19 protein-coding genes are annotated in these 14,888 nt (G+C 52.7%); 11 read left to right on the forward strand and 8 right to left on the reverse strand.

From position 1 onward, the window contains the following. Positions 1 to 11: 11 nt before the first annotated feature. The 8 genes from ACXAFI_RS04985 (at position 12) to ACXAFI_RS05020 (ending at position 4,847) form a co-directional block, all read left to right on the forward strand. Positions 12 to 566 (forward strand): RNA polymerase sigma factor, encoded by a 555-nt coding sequence (locus tag ACXAFI_RS04985; protein WP_475107907.1) that lies wholly within the window; start codon positions 12 to 14, stop codon positions 564 to 566. Continuing rightward, positions 563 to 928 carry a hypothetical protein gene (locus ACXAFI_RS04990; RefSeq protein ID WP_475107908.1) on the forward strand — a complete coding sequence of 122 codons (366 nt, stop codon included), beginning with the start codon at positions 563 to 565 and terminating at the stop codon, positions 926 to 928. The genes ACXAFI_RS04985 and ACXAFI_RS04990 overlap by 4 nt, the downstream gene beginning before the upstream one ends. Beyond that, the gene (locus tag ACXAFI_RS04995) at positions 912 to 1,196 is read left to right on the forward strand and encodes a hypothetical protein (RefSeq protein WP_475107909.1); all 285 of its coding nucleotides are present in this window, start codon (positions 912 to 914) and stop codon (positions 1,194 to 1,196) included. Before ACXAFI_RS04990 ends, ACXAFI_RS04995 begins: the two co-directional genes overlap by 17 nt. Next, positions 1,189 to 1,722 (forward strand): DUF3106 domain-containing protein, encoded by a 534-nt coding sequence (locus tag ACXAFI_RS05000; protein WP_475107910.1) that lies wholly within the window; start codon positions 1,189 to 1,191, stop codon positions 1,720 to 1,722. Before ACXAFI_RS04995 ends, ACXAFI_RS05000 begins: the two co-directional genes overlap by 8 nt. A gap of 89 nt (positions 1,723 to 1,811) precedes the next feature. After that, positions 1,812 to 2,387, forward strand: a complete 576-nt coding sequence (locus ACXAFI_RS05005) for a glycine zipper 2TM domain-containing protein (RefSeq protein ID WP_444919573.1) — start codon at positions 1,812 to 1,814, stop codon at positions 2,385 to 2,387. A 64-nt stretch (positions 2,388 to 2,451) separates the two neighbouring features. Continuing rightward, positions 2,452 to 2,769, forward strand: coding sequence for a PepSY domain-containing protein (locus ACXAFI_RS05010; protein ID WP_444919572.1), 318 nt, complete (start codon positions 2,452 to 2,454; stop codon positions 2,767 to 2,769). A gap of 39 nt (positions 2,770 to 2,808) precedes the next feature. Beyond that, positions 2,809 to 3,483, forward strand: coding sequence for a response regulator transcription factor (locus tag ACXAFI_RS05015; RefSeq protein WP_444919571.1), 675 nt, complete (start codon positions 2,809 to 2,811; stop codon positions 3,481 to 3,483). 11 nt (positions 3,484 to 3,494) lie between these two features. Continuing rightward, complete coding sequence (locus tag ACXAFI_RS05020; protein ID WP_475107911.1) at positions 3,495 to 4,847, forward strand: ATP-binding protein; 1,353 nt, start codon at positions 3,495 to 3,497, stop codon at positions 4,845 to 4,847. 29 nt (positions 4,848 to 4,876) lie between these two features. Here the strand turns inward: ACXAFI_RS05020 and ACXAFI_RS05025 are convergent, their stop codons facing one another. The 6 genes from ACXAFI_RS05025 to ACXAFI_RS05050 form a co-directional block, all read right to left on the reverse strand. Beyond that, a complete protein-coding gene (locus ACXAFI_RS05025; protein ID WP_475107912.1) occupies positions 4,877 to 6,679 on the reverse strand; it encodes an acyl-CoA dehydrogenase in 1,803 nt (600 codons plus the stop codon). A 288-nt stretch (positions 6,680 to 6,967) separates the two neighbouring features. Beyond that, positions 6,968 to 8,041 carry an MJ1255/VC2487 family glycosyltransferase gene (locus ACXAFI_RS05030; RefSeq protein WP_475107913.1) on the reverse strand — a complete coding sequence of 358 codons (1,074 nt, stop codon included), beginning with the start codon at positions 8,039 to 8,041 and terminating at the stop codon, positions 6,968 to 6,970. Continuing rightward, the gene (locus ACXAFI_RS05035) at positions 8,038 to 8,544 is read right to left on the reverse strand and encodes a phosphatase PAP2 family protein (RefSeq protein WP_475107914.1); all 507 of its coding nucleotides are present in this window, start codon (positions 8,542 to 8,544) and stop codon (positions 8,038 to 8,040) included. Before ACXAFI_RS05035 ends, ACXAFI_RS05030 begins: the two co-directional genes overlap by 4 nt. Before the next feature lie 331 nt (positions 8,545 to 8,875). Next, positions 8,876 to 9,943 (reverse strand): saccharopine dehydrogenase family protein, encoded by a 1,068-nt coding sequence (locus ACXAFI_RS05040; protein WP_475107915.1) that lies wholly within the window; start codon positions 9,941 to 9,943, stop codon positions 8,876 to 8,878. A gap of 323 nt (positions 9,944 to 10,266) precedes the next feature. Beyond that, a complete protein-coding gene (locus ACXAFI_RS05045) occupies positions 10,267 to 10,512 on the reverse strand; it encodes a DUF1653 domain-containing protein (RefSeq protein WP_152454317.1) in 246 nt (81 codons plus the stop codon). Positions 10,513 to 10,526: 14 nt separating this feature from the next. Next, complete coding sequence (locus ACXAFI_RS05050) at positions 10,527 to 10,847, reverse strand: DUF3301 domain-containing protein (RefSeq protein ID WP_152454316.1); 321 nt, start codon at positions 10,845 to 10,847, stop codon at positions 10,527 to 10,529. Positions 10,848 to 10,901: 54 nt separating this feature from the next. Here ACXAFI_RS05050 and ACXAFI_RS05055 point away from each other — a divergent pair, with 54 nt between their 5' ends. From ACXAFI_RS05055 to tmpT, 3 genes are all read left to right on the forward strand, one after another. After that, positions 10,902 to 11,597 (forward strand): SDR family oxidoreductase, encoded by a 696-nt coding sequence (locus ACXAFI_RS05055; RefSeq protein ID WP_475107916.1) that lies wholly within the window; start codon positions 10,902 to 10,904, stop codon positions 11,595 to 11,597. Between the two features lie 288 nt (positions 11,598 to 11,885). Next, positions 11,886 to 12,413: a DUF1097 family protein gene (locus ACXAFI_RS05060; protein WP_475107917.1), complete on the forward strand. Its 528-nt coding sequence runs from the start codon at positions 11,886 to 11,888 to the stop codon at positions 12,411 to 12,413. 268 nt (positions 12,414 to 12,681) lie between these two features. Further along, positions 12,682 to 13,320, forward strand: coding sequence for a thiopurine S-methyltransferase (gene tmpT / locus ACXAFI_RS05065; protein ID WP_475107918.1), 639 nt, complete (start codon positions 12,682 to 12,684; stop codon positions 13,318 to 13,320). Between the two features lie 33 nt (positions 13,321 to 13,353). Here tmpT and ACXAFI_RS05070 read toward each other — a convergent pair whose 3' ends face one another. Next, positions 13,354 to 13,632 carry a GIY-YIG nuclease family protein gene (locus tag ACXAFI_RS05070; RefSeq protein WP_444919562.1) on the reverse strand — a complete coding sequence of 93 codons (279 nt, stop codon included), beginning with the start codon at positions 13,630 to 13,632 and terminating at the stop codon, positions 13,354 to 13,356. An 80-nt stretch (positions 13,633 to 13,712) separates the two neighbouring features. Continuing rightward, complete coding sequence (locus ACXAFI_RS05075; protein WP_475107919.1) at positions 13,713 to 14,801, reverse strand: PA0069 family radical SAM protein; 1,089 nt, start codon at positions 14,799 to 14,801, stop codon at positions 13,713 to 13,715. Between the last annotated feature and the right edge of the window lie 87 nt (positions 14,802 to 14,888).

The raw sequence follows: 14,888 nt of genomic DNA on the forward strand, positions 1-14,888 counted from the left end.
AGCCGGCTTCTATGAATCAGTTCCTGGCCCAGGTGGAGAAGCGGGCCTTTACCATGGCGAATTACGCCGTAGGCAATCGGGATGATGCGCTGGATATTGTGCAGGATTCCATGTTGGCGCTGGTCAGGAAATACAGTGGTCGCGATCGCAGCGAATGGCGACCGCTGTTTTTTACCATTCTCAACAATCGAATTACCGATTGGCATAGGCGCAACAATAAGTTATCCCGCTGGCAGTTGTTACGAGAAAAACTACCTGCAAATACCGATGAAACAGACCCAGCTCCGTTGGAGTGGGTCGATAGTTACAATCCCACCCCAGATAAGGCTTTGGCTGGTGAGCGCCTGCTGGAAGCTATCGACAGCGCTGTAACCAGGTTGCCTTTGCGCCAACAGCAGGCCTTCCTGCTGCGTTGTGTCGAGGAGTTCGATGTTGCCGAAACTGCCCGCGCAATGTCATGCAGCCAGGGCAGCGTCAAGACCCATTTATCAAGAGCCATGCGCAGTTTGCGTACCCATCTAAAGGCATATGAACTAGAGGCATTCGAACTAGAGGCAGTCCAATGAATCGACAGCAAGAAGATTTAGCGGCGCAGAGTGGTGCATTACAGAGAGCCGCTCGGGATGCGGTTGCACGCCGGGATAGCAAAATCGATGCGGACACCCTGGTGCAGCTTGCCAGTGCCAGACAGCGCGCATTGGCACACAAGAAAACGTATTATCTAGACTGGACTGGCTGGGTCGGATTCACTGGCGCCTGTGCAACATTATTGTTACTGCTGCTCTGGCCGGCGCCCAATGAACAGGCCACCACCGAGTTACTGAGCGCTTCTGATTGGCTTTTGTATGAAGAAATGGATGTTGAGATGGTTGAGGATATGGAGTTCTACCAGTGGTTGGCGGAAGAATTGAATGGGCACTCCTCTTAATGATGGGAGCGGTCTTTTCCTCAAGAGAAAAGCCGGTAGGGGTCTCTGTCTCATTCTGCTCTTATGCGGTGCCCCGCTACCAGCGGAAGAGCTGGAGCCCCTGGATGAGGACTTCCTGATGTTTGTCGGGGAATGGGCGGACGAGCAGGGAGATATACAGGCATCAGAAGCAATGGAGATGTTGTTACCCAAGCTGGAGAGTGAGGCGGTAACAGATCGGCATGGTGCTGGAGATAGAGAAACCCGCGAGGAGCTGCGCGATGAGTGACCGAAGGCATTTGCTGTGTGGCTGGTTGGCCGTGGTGTATCTGTCTCTCTTCGCAGGCGTGTCTTTGGCTCAAGAGTGGCAAAGCCTCAGTGACAGCGAACGGCAGCTGCTGCACAACTTTGAGGATCGCTGGTCACAGCTGAGTGATGACCGCCGCGAGCAGCTGTTGCGAGGTGCCAGGCGCTGGAGCGAAATGAACCCCGAGCAGCGCCAAGAAGCGCGGCAGCAGTATCAGCGTTGGCAGGATATGCCCCGGGAGAGGCGTGCCCAATTGCGGGATTCCTATCGCCGTTTTATGGATTTGCCCGAGGAGGAGCGACAGCGTATCCGGGAGGCGCGTAAGCGCTTTCGACAGATGACGCCACAGCAGCGCAGGGAGCTGCGGGAAAAGTGGAAGCAGGATAAGCGCGATAGGGCCGACAAGCGGGAGAGGCGGAGCCGCCGGGAGGGCCGGAGTCATCGGGAAGGACAGCGCAGGGAGCGAAGAGAGCATCGGCGGAGGCGTGAAAGCGAAGATCGGGCCTGATATTTTTCGCCAGCTCAGGTGTAATTCAGCGTCTATTCAGATCGATTTGACTAATCTGGCCCCCGTTGATGAATAACGGGAGATCGATTGTGCAACTCTTCAAGCAGTTTATCGCCGGCGCGGCAGTCGCCGCGCTGGTGGCCTTGAGTGCTACCGCCAAAGCGGGCCCTCGGGGCTATTCAGACCCCTATGGTGCGGACAGCTACGATTTTGCCCGTGTCACCGAGGTTACCCCCGTTTACACCGATGTCGAGGTGCGGACCCCACGTACCTACTGTCGGGATGAGCAGGTAGCTTACCGCGAGCCGGCCTCCCCGGCGGGTACCCTGGTCGGTGGGCTGATCGGCGCCGCTGTTGGTAACAGCCTGGGACGTGGTGGTCATCACGGTCGTTATCATCACCACCATGGCGGCCAGCGGGCCGGGGCCACTGTCGCGGGGGCTCTGGTAGGTGCCTTGGTTGGCAACCAGATCAGTCGTTCCAACGCTCCGACCTATTACGCCACAGAATCCCGTTGCCAGGTTGTCGACGAGTTCAGCTCACAGCGAGAATTAGTCGGATACGATGTGCGCTATCGGTATAATGGTCAGGTTTATCTGACTCGTACAGATTACCATCCGGGCGATAGAATCCGGGTTCGTGTCGCAGTCTCGCCGGCGCCATAAGTCGGCGGGAGGCGGTCGAAGATAGTTGAAGGTGGAAAACCAGGACATCCACAGGAGCCGCACCGTGAAATCGAGCCGCACTTTTAAACGGCATTTTCTTCTCCTAATCGCTCTGCTTCCGAGCCTTTGTGCCGCCTCCTGGCAGGGAGGGCCGGCGCCGCAGAGGGAAAACTACCGGCATGAATTCCGCTGGGTGCAGGACTCGGGTATTTCCCGGGAGAAGGCCGCTTCGCTGGTGAAGCGGCGCTACGGCGGCAAAATATTGTCGGTCTCTGAAACCCGCAAGCAGGGCCAGGTGGTCTACCGGGTAAAGGGGCTTTCCGATAAAAGTCAGGTCTATGTAGTTTTTGTGGACAAAAAGAGCGGCAGGATCTCCCGTTAATTCCCCGCTACCACAGACACGCAGTACAAGGGAAAGAATATGCGCGCACTATTAGTCGAAGATGAAGTTTTACTGCGCCAGCAGCTGGCGGAGTCACTGCGCGGTGCAGGCTATACCGTCGATGAGGCGCCGGATGGAGAGGAAGCGCTCTATTTGGGGCGGGAATACCCTTACGATATTGCAGTTATGGATCTGGGGTTGCCAAAAATAGATGGTATCCAGGTGATTCAGACCCTGCGCGGCGAAGACAAGCACTTTCCTATTCTGATTCTCACCGCCCGTGGCCACTGGCAGGAGCGCGTGGCCGGATTGGAGGCCGGTGGAGACGACTACCTGGTAAAACCATTTCACACTGAGGAATTGCTGGCGCGCCTGAATGCGTTGGTGCGCCGCTCTGCCGGGTTCTCTTCCCCTACGATCAAAGCGGGCCCGATACTGTTGGACACCAGTTCCCAACGGGTCACCGTCAACGATACCGAATTAGAGCTGACCTCCTTTGAGTACAAGGTGCTCGAGTACCTGATGCTGCACCCCGATGAGGTGGTCTCCAAAACCACCCTAACCGAACATATCTATGAGCAGGACTGCGATCGCGACAGCAATGTAATTGAGGTATTTATTGGTCGTCTGCGTAAGAAGTTTGATGCGGCGGCTCAGCTAAAGCCCATTGAAACCCTGCGCGGCCGGGGTTATCGCTTTATCGCTCCCCGCTAATCTCGACTGTAATGCACCTGTTTTCCTTCTGGCTGAACTCCCTTAAAGGCCGCTTGGCACTGGTAACCAGTCTGGTGCTGGTGGCTTTTATGCTGCTGATTTCCGGAGTGTTGGAGCACGCTTACCGCACTTCTCTGAACGAGGCCAAACAGCGCGAGCTGCAGTTGTATATCTATACCCTGTTGGCGCTGGCAGAACCGGAGGGTGAAAGCCTAGCGTTGCCCCCTGAACTGCCCGAGCAGCGCTTTAATCAGCCGGACTCGGGTTTGATTGGCGCGGTTTTGGATGGCGAGGGCCGGGTTATCTGGCGCTCTGAATCGGCCCTGGCAATGCCTGAAATGGAGTTTTCCCCTCTACCGCAAGGGCAACAGTCCTATATGCGGATCTCCCTCCCCGGTGGCGATGCCAACTACAGCAGCTTTCGCCAGGGGGTGGCCTGGGGCCTCGATAACGAGAACCCTTTTACCTTTGTGGTAATGGAAGATGCGGCACCGTTGCAGGCTCAGGTAGGGCAGTTTCGCTCAACCATCTGGAATTGGCTTGGCGTAGCGGCGCTGTTACTGATTCTGGCCCAGTGGCTGGTGTTGCGCTGGGGCTTTGCACCTCTGCGCGCACTGGCGCAGGCCCTGCGGGATATGCAGCAGGGTGGCAGCGATCACCTCGAGGGGAATTTCCCGCTGGAATTGCGTCCGCTCACCGACAACCTGAACTTGCTGATCGAAAATGAGCGGCGCCAGCGCGAGAAGACCCGCCACACCTTGGCGGATCTGGCCCACAGCTTGAAAACGCCATTGGCGGTGCTCAAGGGGTTGAGCCTGGAGAAGGACCCAGGGGCCGCTGGTAAAACTCTGACTGATCAGGTCCAGCGTATGGACAGCATTATCAGCTACCAATTACAGCGCGCGGTTGCCAGTTCGCCCAAGTCTATCTTGCGAGGCATACCGGTGGCGCCACTCCTTGAAAAAATCCTGGATGCCCTGGAGAAGGTCTATCGCAGCAAGCCCTGTGAAGTTCACAGAGATTGCAACGAGGATGCCCTCTTCTATGGAGATGAGGGAGATCTCATGGAGCTGCTCGGCAATCTACTCGACAATGCCTATAAATACGGTGCTGGCAAGGTGCATGTCACTATTGAGAATCCCGAGGAGGGACGCAAGCTCTCAATTCGTGTTGCCGATAATGGGCCCGGTCTAGACAGGGATAAATGGCGCGAAGTCACCCAGCGCGGTGTGCGTGCCGATCAGCAACAGCCAGGCCAGGGTATTGGCCTGGCTGTTGTGGTGGATATAGTCGAGAGCTACCAGGGGCAAATCAGCGCTGAACCCCTGCCCCAGGGGGGCACGGAAATTACCGTGTTGCTGTAATTTCCATTGGCCAACCTAATTGCTACTGGCTAGAACCAGTCTTCTTGCATATCGAACGGTAGATTGTTGCCATTTTGCAGCAGGGTGATCTGCGGCTGGACATTGGGTAGCTCCCATTCGAAATAAAAGCGGGCGGTGTGTAACTTGCCACGGTAGAAGTTGGCATCTTCCGTGCTGGCAGATGCCTCCAGGGCATTCGTCGCAACAATCGCCTGGCGCAGCCAGATCCAGGCCACCAGGATACAGCCGAAAACATCCAGGTAGAGCGTGGCATTACTGAGGCCTCGATCGATGTCCTCCTGTAACTGTGCAAACAGGGCCATGCCGGTTTCGTCGAGTTTTTGCAGGGATTCCTCCAGGTCATCGGCCATGCTAACCAGACTCTCCTTATCACGAGCCTCGTTAACGGTATTGCGAATCTCTGTCTGCATCAGCTGGTAGGCCTGGAAATTTTTGCCGGGCACTTTACGCGCGAGTAGGTCGAGGGCGTGGATACCCTCGGTGCCCTCGTGGATGGCATTCAGGCGGTTATCCCGATACAGCTGCTCCAGGGGAAATTCACGAATATAACCGGCACCACCGAGCACCTGGATAGCCAGTTCATTGGCTTTCAGACAGTATTTTGAGGGCCAGGATTTCACCACTGGGGTGATCAGGTCCAGCAGGGTGGCTGCGAACTGCCGTTGCTCCTCTGTGTGTGCACTGTGTTGGTCTTCGTAGAGGGAAGTGGCATACATACTTAAACCCAGGCCGCCCTCGGCATAGGCTTTTTGCATCAGCAGCATCCGGCGTATATCGGCGTGCTGGATAATGGGTATCTGCTTGGAATTGGCGTCGTGCTTGGAGGGCAGGCGTCCCTGAGGACGCTCTTTGGCGTACTGCAGAGAGTGGATATAACCCTGGTAGCCCAGCACCGAGGCGCCGGCGCCGACACTGATTCGAGCCTCATTCATCATCTGGAACATATATTTGAGCCCCTGGTGTGGCTCGCCAATCAGGTAGCCCACCGCACCCTGATTTTCACCGAAGCTCAGTACCGTAGAGGTCGTGTTGCGAAACCCCATTTTATGCAGCAATCCGGCCAGCTTGACATCGTTGTGCTCAGTAACTTGGCCATTTTCGTCGAGGAGGAGCTTAGGGACTAAAAATAAGGATATTCCTTTGACTCCGGCGGGGGCGCCTTTGATTTTTGCCAATACCAGGTGAACGATATTTTCGGTCAGCGACTGATCTCCGCCGGAGATATACATCTTCTGCCCACGAATGCGATAGCTGCCGTCTTCAGCAGGCTCGGCACTGGTGCGGATATCGGCGAGGGCTGAACCCTGGTCTGGCTCGGTCAACGCCATGGTGCCGGCAAAGCGACCATCCAGCATTTGCGGTAAAAATTGTGCCTTGAGGCTGTCACTGGCAAAAGAACGCAACAGGTTGGCGGCGGCGATAGTCAAAAATGGGTAGCAGGCACTGGCAATATTGGCGGCACTCATGTAGCCGAGTGCGGTGCGCATTATGGTTTTGGGCAACTGCATGCCGCCCTCTTCAAAGTCGCAGTGACCCGCGAGAAAACCTGCCTCTGCGAAGGCATCCCAGGATTGCTTGGTTTCTGCAATCATCTGTATTTTTTCGCCATCGAAACTGGGTTCATTGGCGTCGCCTTTGGCATTGTGATTGGCGAAAAATTTTTCAGCAATAGTGCGTGCGGTTTTCAGGGTTGCATCAAAAATCTCCCGGGAGTGTTCCTTATAGCGTGGACGCTGCAGCAGTTCTTCGGTATTGAGAAATTCATAGAGATAAAATTCAGTATTGCGTTCGTTGAGCAATGGAGAAGACATGCCTACCTCATTATTTTTATTGAGTTACAAAATTTATTATCCCGGCAAAGAAAAATCCAGACCAATCACGTTGTTATGGGTGGATGATTGGTACAAGTTCTTATTAAGTAAATTTATGGGATCGTGCTCGCCGCTGGATTAATCGGATAGTAAAAGCTTAGGCCCAAAATCGGGCAATGACTTTTTGTGTGAATGCACTTGGCGATATGGTGGGAGAGGGTATCAACTGGGCGCGGAGTCAGTCGCTATCAATCCCGCCAAGTGTGCAATTGACGATGAACTTGGCACCTAATCAGCGACACTTTGGTAAGCTGGCGTCGGTCCCTTGGTAGGGCGTGGGACTACTTTTTGCCAGAGGTCGCGGGCAAGCTCTGCGTGATCTTTTTTACAACCTTCGGCTATCCAGGCGGCCACGGCCTGCGCCACGTCCGGCCATTGGATTCGTTTCGGCACAGGCAGCTCTTTGAGCCAGGAATGAATATTTTTAGCGTTGATGGAGCTGACGATCCTCGCCAGGTTTAGCTGCTCTAGCGCTTTGGCATTGGCCTCCTGCTCGAACTGATAGGCTAGCGGCCGGCTCAGTATGGGCTTGCCCTGAGCTAGGGTCTCAGCGAGTAATTCAAAGCCACTATTACAGATTACCGCCTGGGCATTGACCAGGTCCCGCTGAAATCCTTCCGTTGAAGGCGCTTTTATCTGGATATTGTCTGCGGTGGGCAGATTTACCGGAACACCGTAAACAATAAACTGCCGTTGTACCTTCGACAATTCCTCCAACATAGGAATAGGGTGCTCAAACGGTAAGTAGACAAGGACATAATCATTCGCACTGTTATCTGGTTTTGGTTGTACGGGGACTATGGGCGGCAGTATGGGGTTGCCAAAGTGATGCCAGTGCAGCCCCAGGCTTTTTTCTGTGGGCGCAAATGTGCGCAGAACTGTGTGAAAAAGCCAGTTAAATCTGGGCATTGGGATCGAATATAAAAAAGCGTACTGGTGGCCAATACCCACACTGGGCTTCTTGCGGATTTTGGCCGCCCAAGCGGTGACTGGTTCGTAGTCGCTGATAATCAGGTCGAAGTCGTTAACTGGTAGTTCTCGGATATCCTGGATTAACCGACGTAATTTTACCTGCGCAATAGTGGCAAAGCTCCTGAGGCGCCCCTCGCTGTGGACAATGGTCATTCCCTCGCGCCACCAATAGTCGCCAAATAACTCCATCTCAAACAGGTTTTCCTTTGGGCGCCCGGAAAACAACCATTGAATCTCAAGTTGTGGGTATTGGTTTAATGCTTTGGCCAGTGTGCGTGATCGGGCAATATGTCCATTGCCGGTTGCCTGCACACCATAAAGAATTTTCATAAAAGGGTGGCGCTCGTCGCCAGTGCCACACAAGTACCGAGCATGGCGCCTGCAAAAACATCCGAAGGGAAGTGTACACCCAGGCTCACGCGGGCAGCGCCCACTCCAGTAGCCCAGATGTATCCAAGTCCCCATAAGGGACTCACCTGCTGGGTCATAAATGTAATAAAAAGGAAGGCTGCGGAGGTATGTCCCGAGGGTAGGCTGAAGCGGTCATGGGCGATAATAATCGGCTGCATACCCGGTATAGCTTGGGGTGGACGCCTGCGCCGCGTTGTATTTTTAATGGCCCAATAGAGAGAGCGCTCCACCGCCAATCCAGAGCAGGCGGCAATAAAAAGCTGAGTGGCTGCATTGGAAATTATGTAGCTGAAGAGTACGGCGACAGTGAGCCAGCCATCCCCGGACTTAGATAGCCACAAGTATCGTCTGCGTGAAGTGGGACGTGACGCCCGCTCCGTGAGATACAGGACCAGGGACACATCGATACTCTTCAGGTTCATGGATAAGTCTCGCATGCGGCCAACTTAAGAATTGATTATTGCACGGAGTTGACCAAATGATGTCGCAATAATGAAATCTCAAAATAGATAATAATTACGTCGTTCAGCTGCTTGTTTTTAGTTTTGGCAGAAAAATGAACTTGTTGGGGGTTGCAAGATGGGACGGGGCAGGATTGGTTGGAGTGGCAGTTGAAGACAAAGTGTGAGATTGCGCAAGGAGCGACCGCTCTTAGCTCCTTGCATCGAAGAAAGCCGCAGAAAATAGCAGCTTTCACTAATAGAATTTTTTAGAAATAGAAGGTGTCGAAATAGGAGATATCTGTGACAGAGGTTAGGCGATCTTAATTTCGATTTCCCCGGAGCCAGGCAATTTTTCTATCAGCTCATGGCCACAGAGTTTTGAGGGGGTGAAATATCCACCCTCGCCCCGATAGTCGAGCAGATATTGCATGATTGCCAGAGAGCCTGACACGGTGACATCGTAGCCATTGGCTGTCGTGACCCGGCCCACTTTGCGCTCTCCGCGGCGGTCATTGCGTACCTCTCCCCAGACCCAGGTCTTTTGGCCTGCCCGACGCTCTTCACTGGGCCCTTGAACAGACTTGCTAACTTTTCCTTTCAACCAGCTCTGTACCCAGTTGGTGCGCAGCAGCCATCGAAATCCATTCAGACGTTTTAACCTTTTTGCCCTTGTGGGACTCATGGGAATATACGCTTCGATGTTCTGGATGCCAGTTGAATGGTAGGCCGTGGAAATATCTCCCCAGGGAATCGCGACAGCAAATTTTTCGCCCCGACCAAAATCTATGTGGCGGGTTAGCTGCCCATGGCCAATGGTTTCAATATTGCTATTGCGCCGAATGGCTCCCCCCATTCCCAGGCTTTCGATAGAAGTCTTGGCCGTGCCGGGGCTCAAGCTCGATTCGGAGTCAAACCCCAGTGCTAAGTGAGTGGCCGAAGGCATGGCTTTGTGCAGTGCGGCTGCCAGGCAGTCGGTGGGAATAACATCGAAGCCCGCTCCTGGGCAGAGCACTACCCCGGTAGCTTTTGCTTCAGCATCCAACTTGTAGGCGGCCTCATAGACGGAAATTTCGCCGGTGATGTCCTGATAGTGGGTGCGGCTGTTAAGGCAGGCCCTCATCATGGGTGCGGCGGTTGCGGAGAATGGGCCGGCGCAGTGAATGACCAAATAGACGTCTCGTAAGCTGCGTTCCAGCACTTCCGTATTCTCCAGGTTGATGGCCATAGCCGGGAGATCCAGAGCATCTGCCAGGGGTTGTAATTTATGCGCATTGCGGCCGGCTAGGATGGGACGAAAACCCTGCGCTACAGCCTGACGGGCAATCAATTCGCCCGTGTAGCCGTAGGCGCCATAGATCATAATATTTTTGTTGTTCACCGGTGGTCCTTGTGGGTTCTAAAGCAGATTGCCCGAGCGGGCCTTGCCTGTTTATCAGGCGTTATATTGTATTAACTTGCATTTGTTTCGGTCTGGTGGGGAAAGGTTATCCCCGAGAGGTGAAATGGCGCAAGATAGGGTTTGATGCTTGGTAGGGATTGTTATTCAGGCTTATTTTTTTGACCTATGACCTATGACCTATGACCTATGACCTATGATCTATGATCTATGATCTATGATCTATGATCTATGACCTATGACCTATGACCTATGACCTATGACCTATGACCTATGACCTATGATCTATGACCTATGACGCCTTTCTAGGGCTCCTTTTTTATGTAGCTGTTATCCATCATTTCGAAGGCTTTTTCTAGCTGGAAGCGGCGAAAGGTCTTCCCATTCTCGGAGAGCGTTTCGTTGAACATGTTGTATGGTCTAGCCGAAACAATACAGTTTCCATAGAGCGCGCGATAAATCACCAATAGCTCTTCTGTCTCGCTGTGAATGGCTGTGTACAGGACTTCGTAAAGATTCCCTTTGTAGTGGCGGTAAAGGCCGGGCTTCATCAATAAATACCAAGTTAACTCAAATGGTGAGGTGACAGCTGCAGCTGCTCGATACGACGGCCATGGAGAACTGCCACACCGGAATAGCGGTGCTCTCCAGTGGAGGTGAATTCAAATTCATAGCTGCGTTGCAGGCTGATGTGGCCCCGCCGGTCACGCTTCAAGCGAGTGCGTGCCAACACCACGGTATCGTCGAGAAGCTGTACGCCCAATTGTTTACAGTGATTGGCTGCCGCGCGTCTCACTTGCTCTTTTGCCGCCATATTGGCCCAGATATACCAAGCCACAGCAGCCAATAACAGGAACCAGAGAAGATCGTCAGGTGAGTAGTACATTGTTCTACAGTTGCTATGATCGCGAAGCGCAAGAATAACACCGAAGGAGCAGCGATGTCTGGCACCATAATGATCACCGGCTGTAATCGTGGCATTGGACTTGAACTGACCACACAGTTTGCCCGAGATGGATGGAATGTGTTGGCCTGTTGCAGGAATCTAGAGAAGGCCACCGAGCTCAAATCACTGCAAGCTAAATACCCCCAAATACAGCCCATTGAGCTGGATGTCACCGACTACGAGCAAATGATTTCTCTTGGTAAGGCCTTGGAAGGAGAGCCTATCGATATCCTGTTCAACAATGCGGGATATTACGGCCCAAAAGGCATGGCATTTGGCAAAGTGGACCGCAACGAGTGGCGCAGGGTACTGGAGTCCAACACGATCGCGCCCTATATGATGGCGGAGACCTTTTGCGATAACGTGGCGGCCAGCGATCATAAATTGATCGCCATGATGAGCAGCAAGGTGGGCAGTATCGCCGACAATCGCTCGGGGGGTGGCTATGTCTATCGAAGTTCCAAAACAGCCCTCAATCAGGTTGTAAAAAGCCTGTCAATTGATCTTCAAGACCGGGGAATCACCGTGATTGCCCTGCATCCGGGTTGGGTTAAAACCGCAATGGGCGGTCCTGGTGCTCTGATTTCAGCGGAGCAAAGTGTCACGGCCCTGAGAGAAATCCTCCTTCATGCGGGTCAGGACAAGAGTGGCCGGTTTTATAATTACGATGGCAGTGAAATCCCCTGGTAGCCTCTCTTTACCTCAGTCAACCACTGCTGATGACACATCGATGAATAACTGCCGCTCTAGGCGCAGATATCCCTGAATTCGCTCGCCTGCAGCATGCTTTGCAAGATTGGGCAAGGATGCGGAAGAAGTCTGCTACCCCGTGATTTAAAAGACGCGAGAAAATGCGCTTATTGGAGGGGTGACCATAGCTCCTAACGCTTTTAGTGAGCCAACTTTCGCGTGGCGCAAAAGCAATTAGGCAAGGAGCTGCCGGTTCCCATTGAGTGCAGTTAAGAGAGTATGAAATCAATGAGCAGCGTAACTGAAAGCCTCAGGAACAGTAATGGGCCATCTCAGGAGCGTCTTTTTACTGGTTTGCGTATCTTGCTGAGCGGCTCCCTAGCGATTATTGCGGCCAACCTTACTGGTGTACCCACCTGGGTGGCAGCTTTGGGCTCTGTTACCTATTTTGCCAGAGGCGGTAACTTACGTGCCGGCAGCTATAACCTGGCTTGTGCGGTTACAGGGCTGGGGCTCGGTTTGGTTGCCACTGTGGCAACGACAGGCTGGCAATTAGAGCAGTCCTGGTTGGCTCTTCCAATGGCCTTATTACTGGCGGCTATAGGAGCTTGGGCGATGGGGCTGCTCACCGGAGTTGGCAACATTATCAGCTACGCAGTGGGTATCTTAATTGCCTTTACAGCTGAGCTGCCAGCTTCTCTCGATAGTTATTTCCTGCTGATTACAGCTACTGCGCTCGGTGCCATGGTAGCGGGCTTGGTCGATTATTTGTGGCCGGGTAGGCTTTTTATCTCCGGCTCGACAGCCAGTGAATAGTTGGTTATAGCTCGCGAATGTTTTAGGACTCAGACTCCATTTTAAAAGTTTGTAAAAGAGATTCCTTAGAGGTAACGGTGATGTTCAAGTGCATTCTATTTACAGGGGCTTTTGCTTTTATAACTGCACTGGCGTTTACCGGTCCTGAGGTCTCTGTAGCAGAAGTAGATTCAGAATTGGAATACCTTTTGTATTAGGACTAATTGATCTCTCAATGGTTTATCTGGTCAATCGGTAATAGCCTTAAGAATGCACATGGGGGTGCAACATGGAAGCGACATATTGGCATGATAAGTGGAAGAAAAATGATATAGGCTTTCATGAAGCCTCTGGAAACTCTTTGCTGTCTGAATTTTTTTCACAGCTTTGCCTGTCCAAAGGGGATAGAGTTTTTATTCCTCTCTGTGGCAAAACCCGTGATATCGGTTGGTTACTTTCCGAGGGCTATCGTGTTGCCGGGGCTGAATTGAGTGAAATGGCGGTACAACAGCTTTTTGAGGAGATGGAACTCACCCCCGAAATCGATCAGCTTGACAGCATTAAGCACTACAAGGCAAAAAATATTGATATTTTTGTCGGGGATATTTTTGATCTGAGTGAGGAATTACTGCAGGAAGTCGATGGCATTTATGATCGTGCTGCCCTGGTGGCGTTGCCGCAAGATATTCGCCCTGGATATACCCAGCACCTTATGGCCATTACAAAAGTGGCCCCTCAGTTATTAATTTCCTTTGAGTATGAGCAGTCTGAGTTAGCCGGTCCTCCTTTTTCTATCAGTTCCCAGGAAATTTTTGATCGCTACGATGAGGAATATCACGTAAAGATGTTGGCCTCCAGGGATGTACCCGGCGGCTTAAAAGGCCTCGTGCCTGCAAGAGAAGTGGCTTGGCTGCTCAGTAAACGCTAGCAACCCACAGCCTGGCAAAGCCTTAGTGATTGGTTAATCGAGTAATATTGGTAATTCCAGGGCCCCGGCAATGAGAGCTTCTTTTTTTTGCTTGGGCCATTTCTTGATAGCGATTTCCAACTTTAGCGCTGAGGACTTGTCTCGAGTTTTTACCTGGTATTCGAGTGTGAGAGGTCCTTTGCCGCGAAGGGCCTTGGCTGCCTTGGTACCGCCGTTACTGTGCTCGGCAAATCGCCGTTGAATATCTTTAGTGATTCCCGTGTAAAGCGTACCACTGGAAGTGCGGATTAAATAAACAAACCAGGATTCCATCAAAAATATTGCTCGCTTAGAGGGGTTTCCCTTCGGTTCGTTTTTAGTTAATACACTTTTTGTTAAAACCACTGTCTTGTCTAAAAGAGACTCTGCTGCTCACCGGCTAGAGGCGGTGGCTTAAATTGGCTGCTATCTAGTGATAGGCGCCGGTGATTTAACCCCAATTTCCTGATGGCGACAATAAACCGTTGGCGGAGTAACTGGGCGAAAACTCCTGTACCCGTTCGGCGCTGGGAAAAGTCACTTTGATAATCCCGCCCACCGCGGCTCTGTTGTACCAGGCTCATCACATGGTCGGCTCTTTGTGGGTAATGAAGCGCTAACCACTCGCGGAAAAGTGGTGCCACTTCATGGGGCAGTCGCAGGAGGATATAGGCCGCCCTCTCGGCACCTGAGTCCCGCCCGGCTTTTAAAATCGCCTCCAGTTCATAGTCGTTGAGTGCCGGAATCATTGGAGCGGCAAGTACGGCAGTTGGTATCCCAGCCTTGCTCAATTGTTCAATTGTGCGCAGGCGGGCAGAAGGTCCCGCGGTACGTGGCTCCAGTTTCCTTTTGAGATCCCTATCCAAGGTAGTCACACTAATTGCCACCTGGGCGAGGTTGTCCTGTGCCATTTCCGACAGGATAGGGAGGTCCCGTAAAATCAGCTGGCTCTTAGTGACAATGGTGACCGGTTGTCGAAACTGCTGCATAACTTCAAGCAGTGCCTGGGTTATACCCTTTTCCTTCTCCAGTGGTTGATAGGGGTCGGTATTTGCGCCCAGGGCTATGGGGCTGCATACATAGCTGGGCTTGCGTAGTGTCTGCTCCAACAATCTGGGCGCGTTCGCCTTAAAAAAGATCTTGCTTTCGAAGTCGAGCCCAGGGGAGAGATCCATATAGGCGTGAGCTGGTCTCGCGTAGCAATAGACACAGCCATGCTCACAGCCACGGTAAGGGTTGATAGACTGGGTAAAGGGGATATCAGGCGACTGATTGGTGGCGATAATCGACTTGGCCTTCTCTTCAATGGCGGTAGTCAGCAGCCGCTCAAGGGGCTCAGCCTCTGTTTGCCAACCATCGCTCTCCCGCGAACTGGTGTACTCGGCAAAACGACCAGTGATATTACTGGCGGCTCCGCGCCCTTTATGAAAGGGCTGTGGCTTGTCTGGTTCTATTTTTTTCATTGGAACTAGTGGACTGTATGTTTGTACAGTTTACGATTGCGATTTGGTACAAAGCAATGCTCAATCACATTTTATGATTATCTATCA

The sequence above is a fragment of the Microbulbifer sp. ABH2_005 genome (assembly GCF_056160005.1).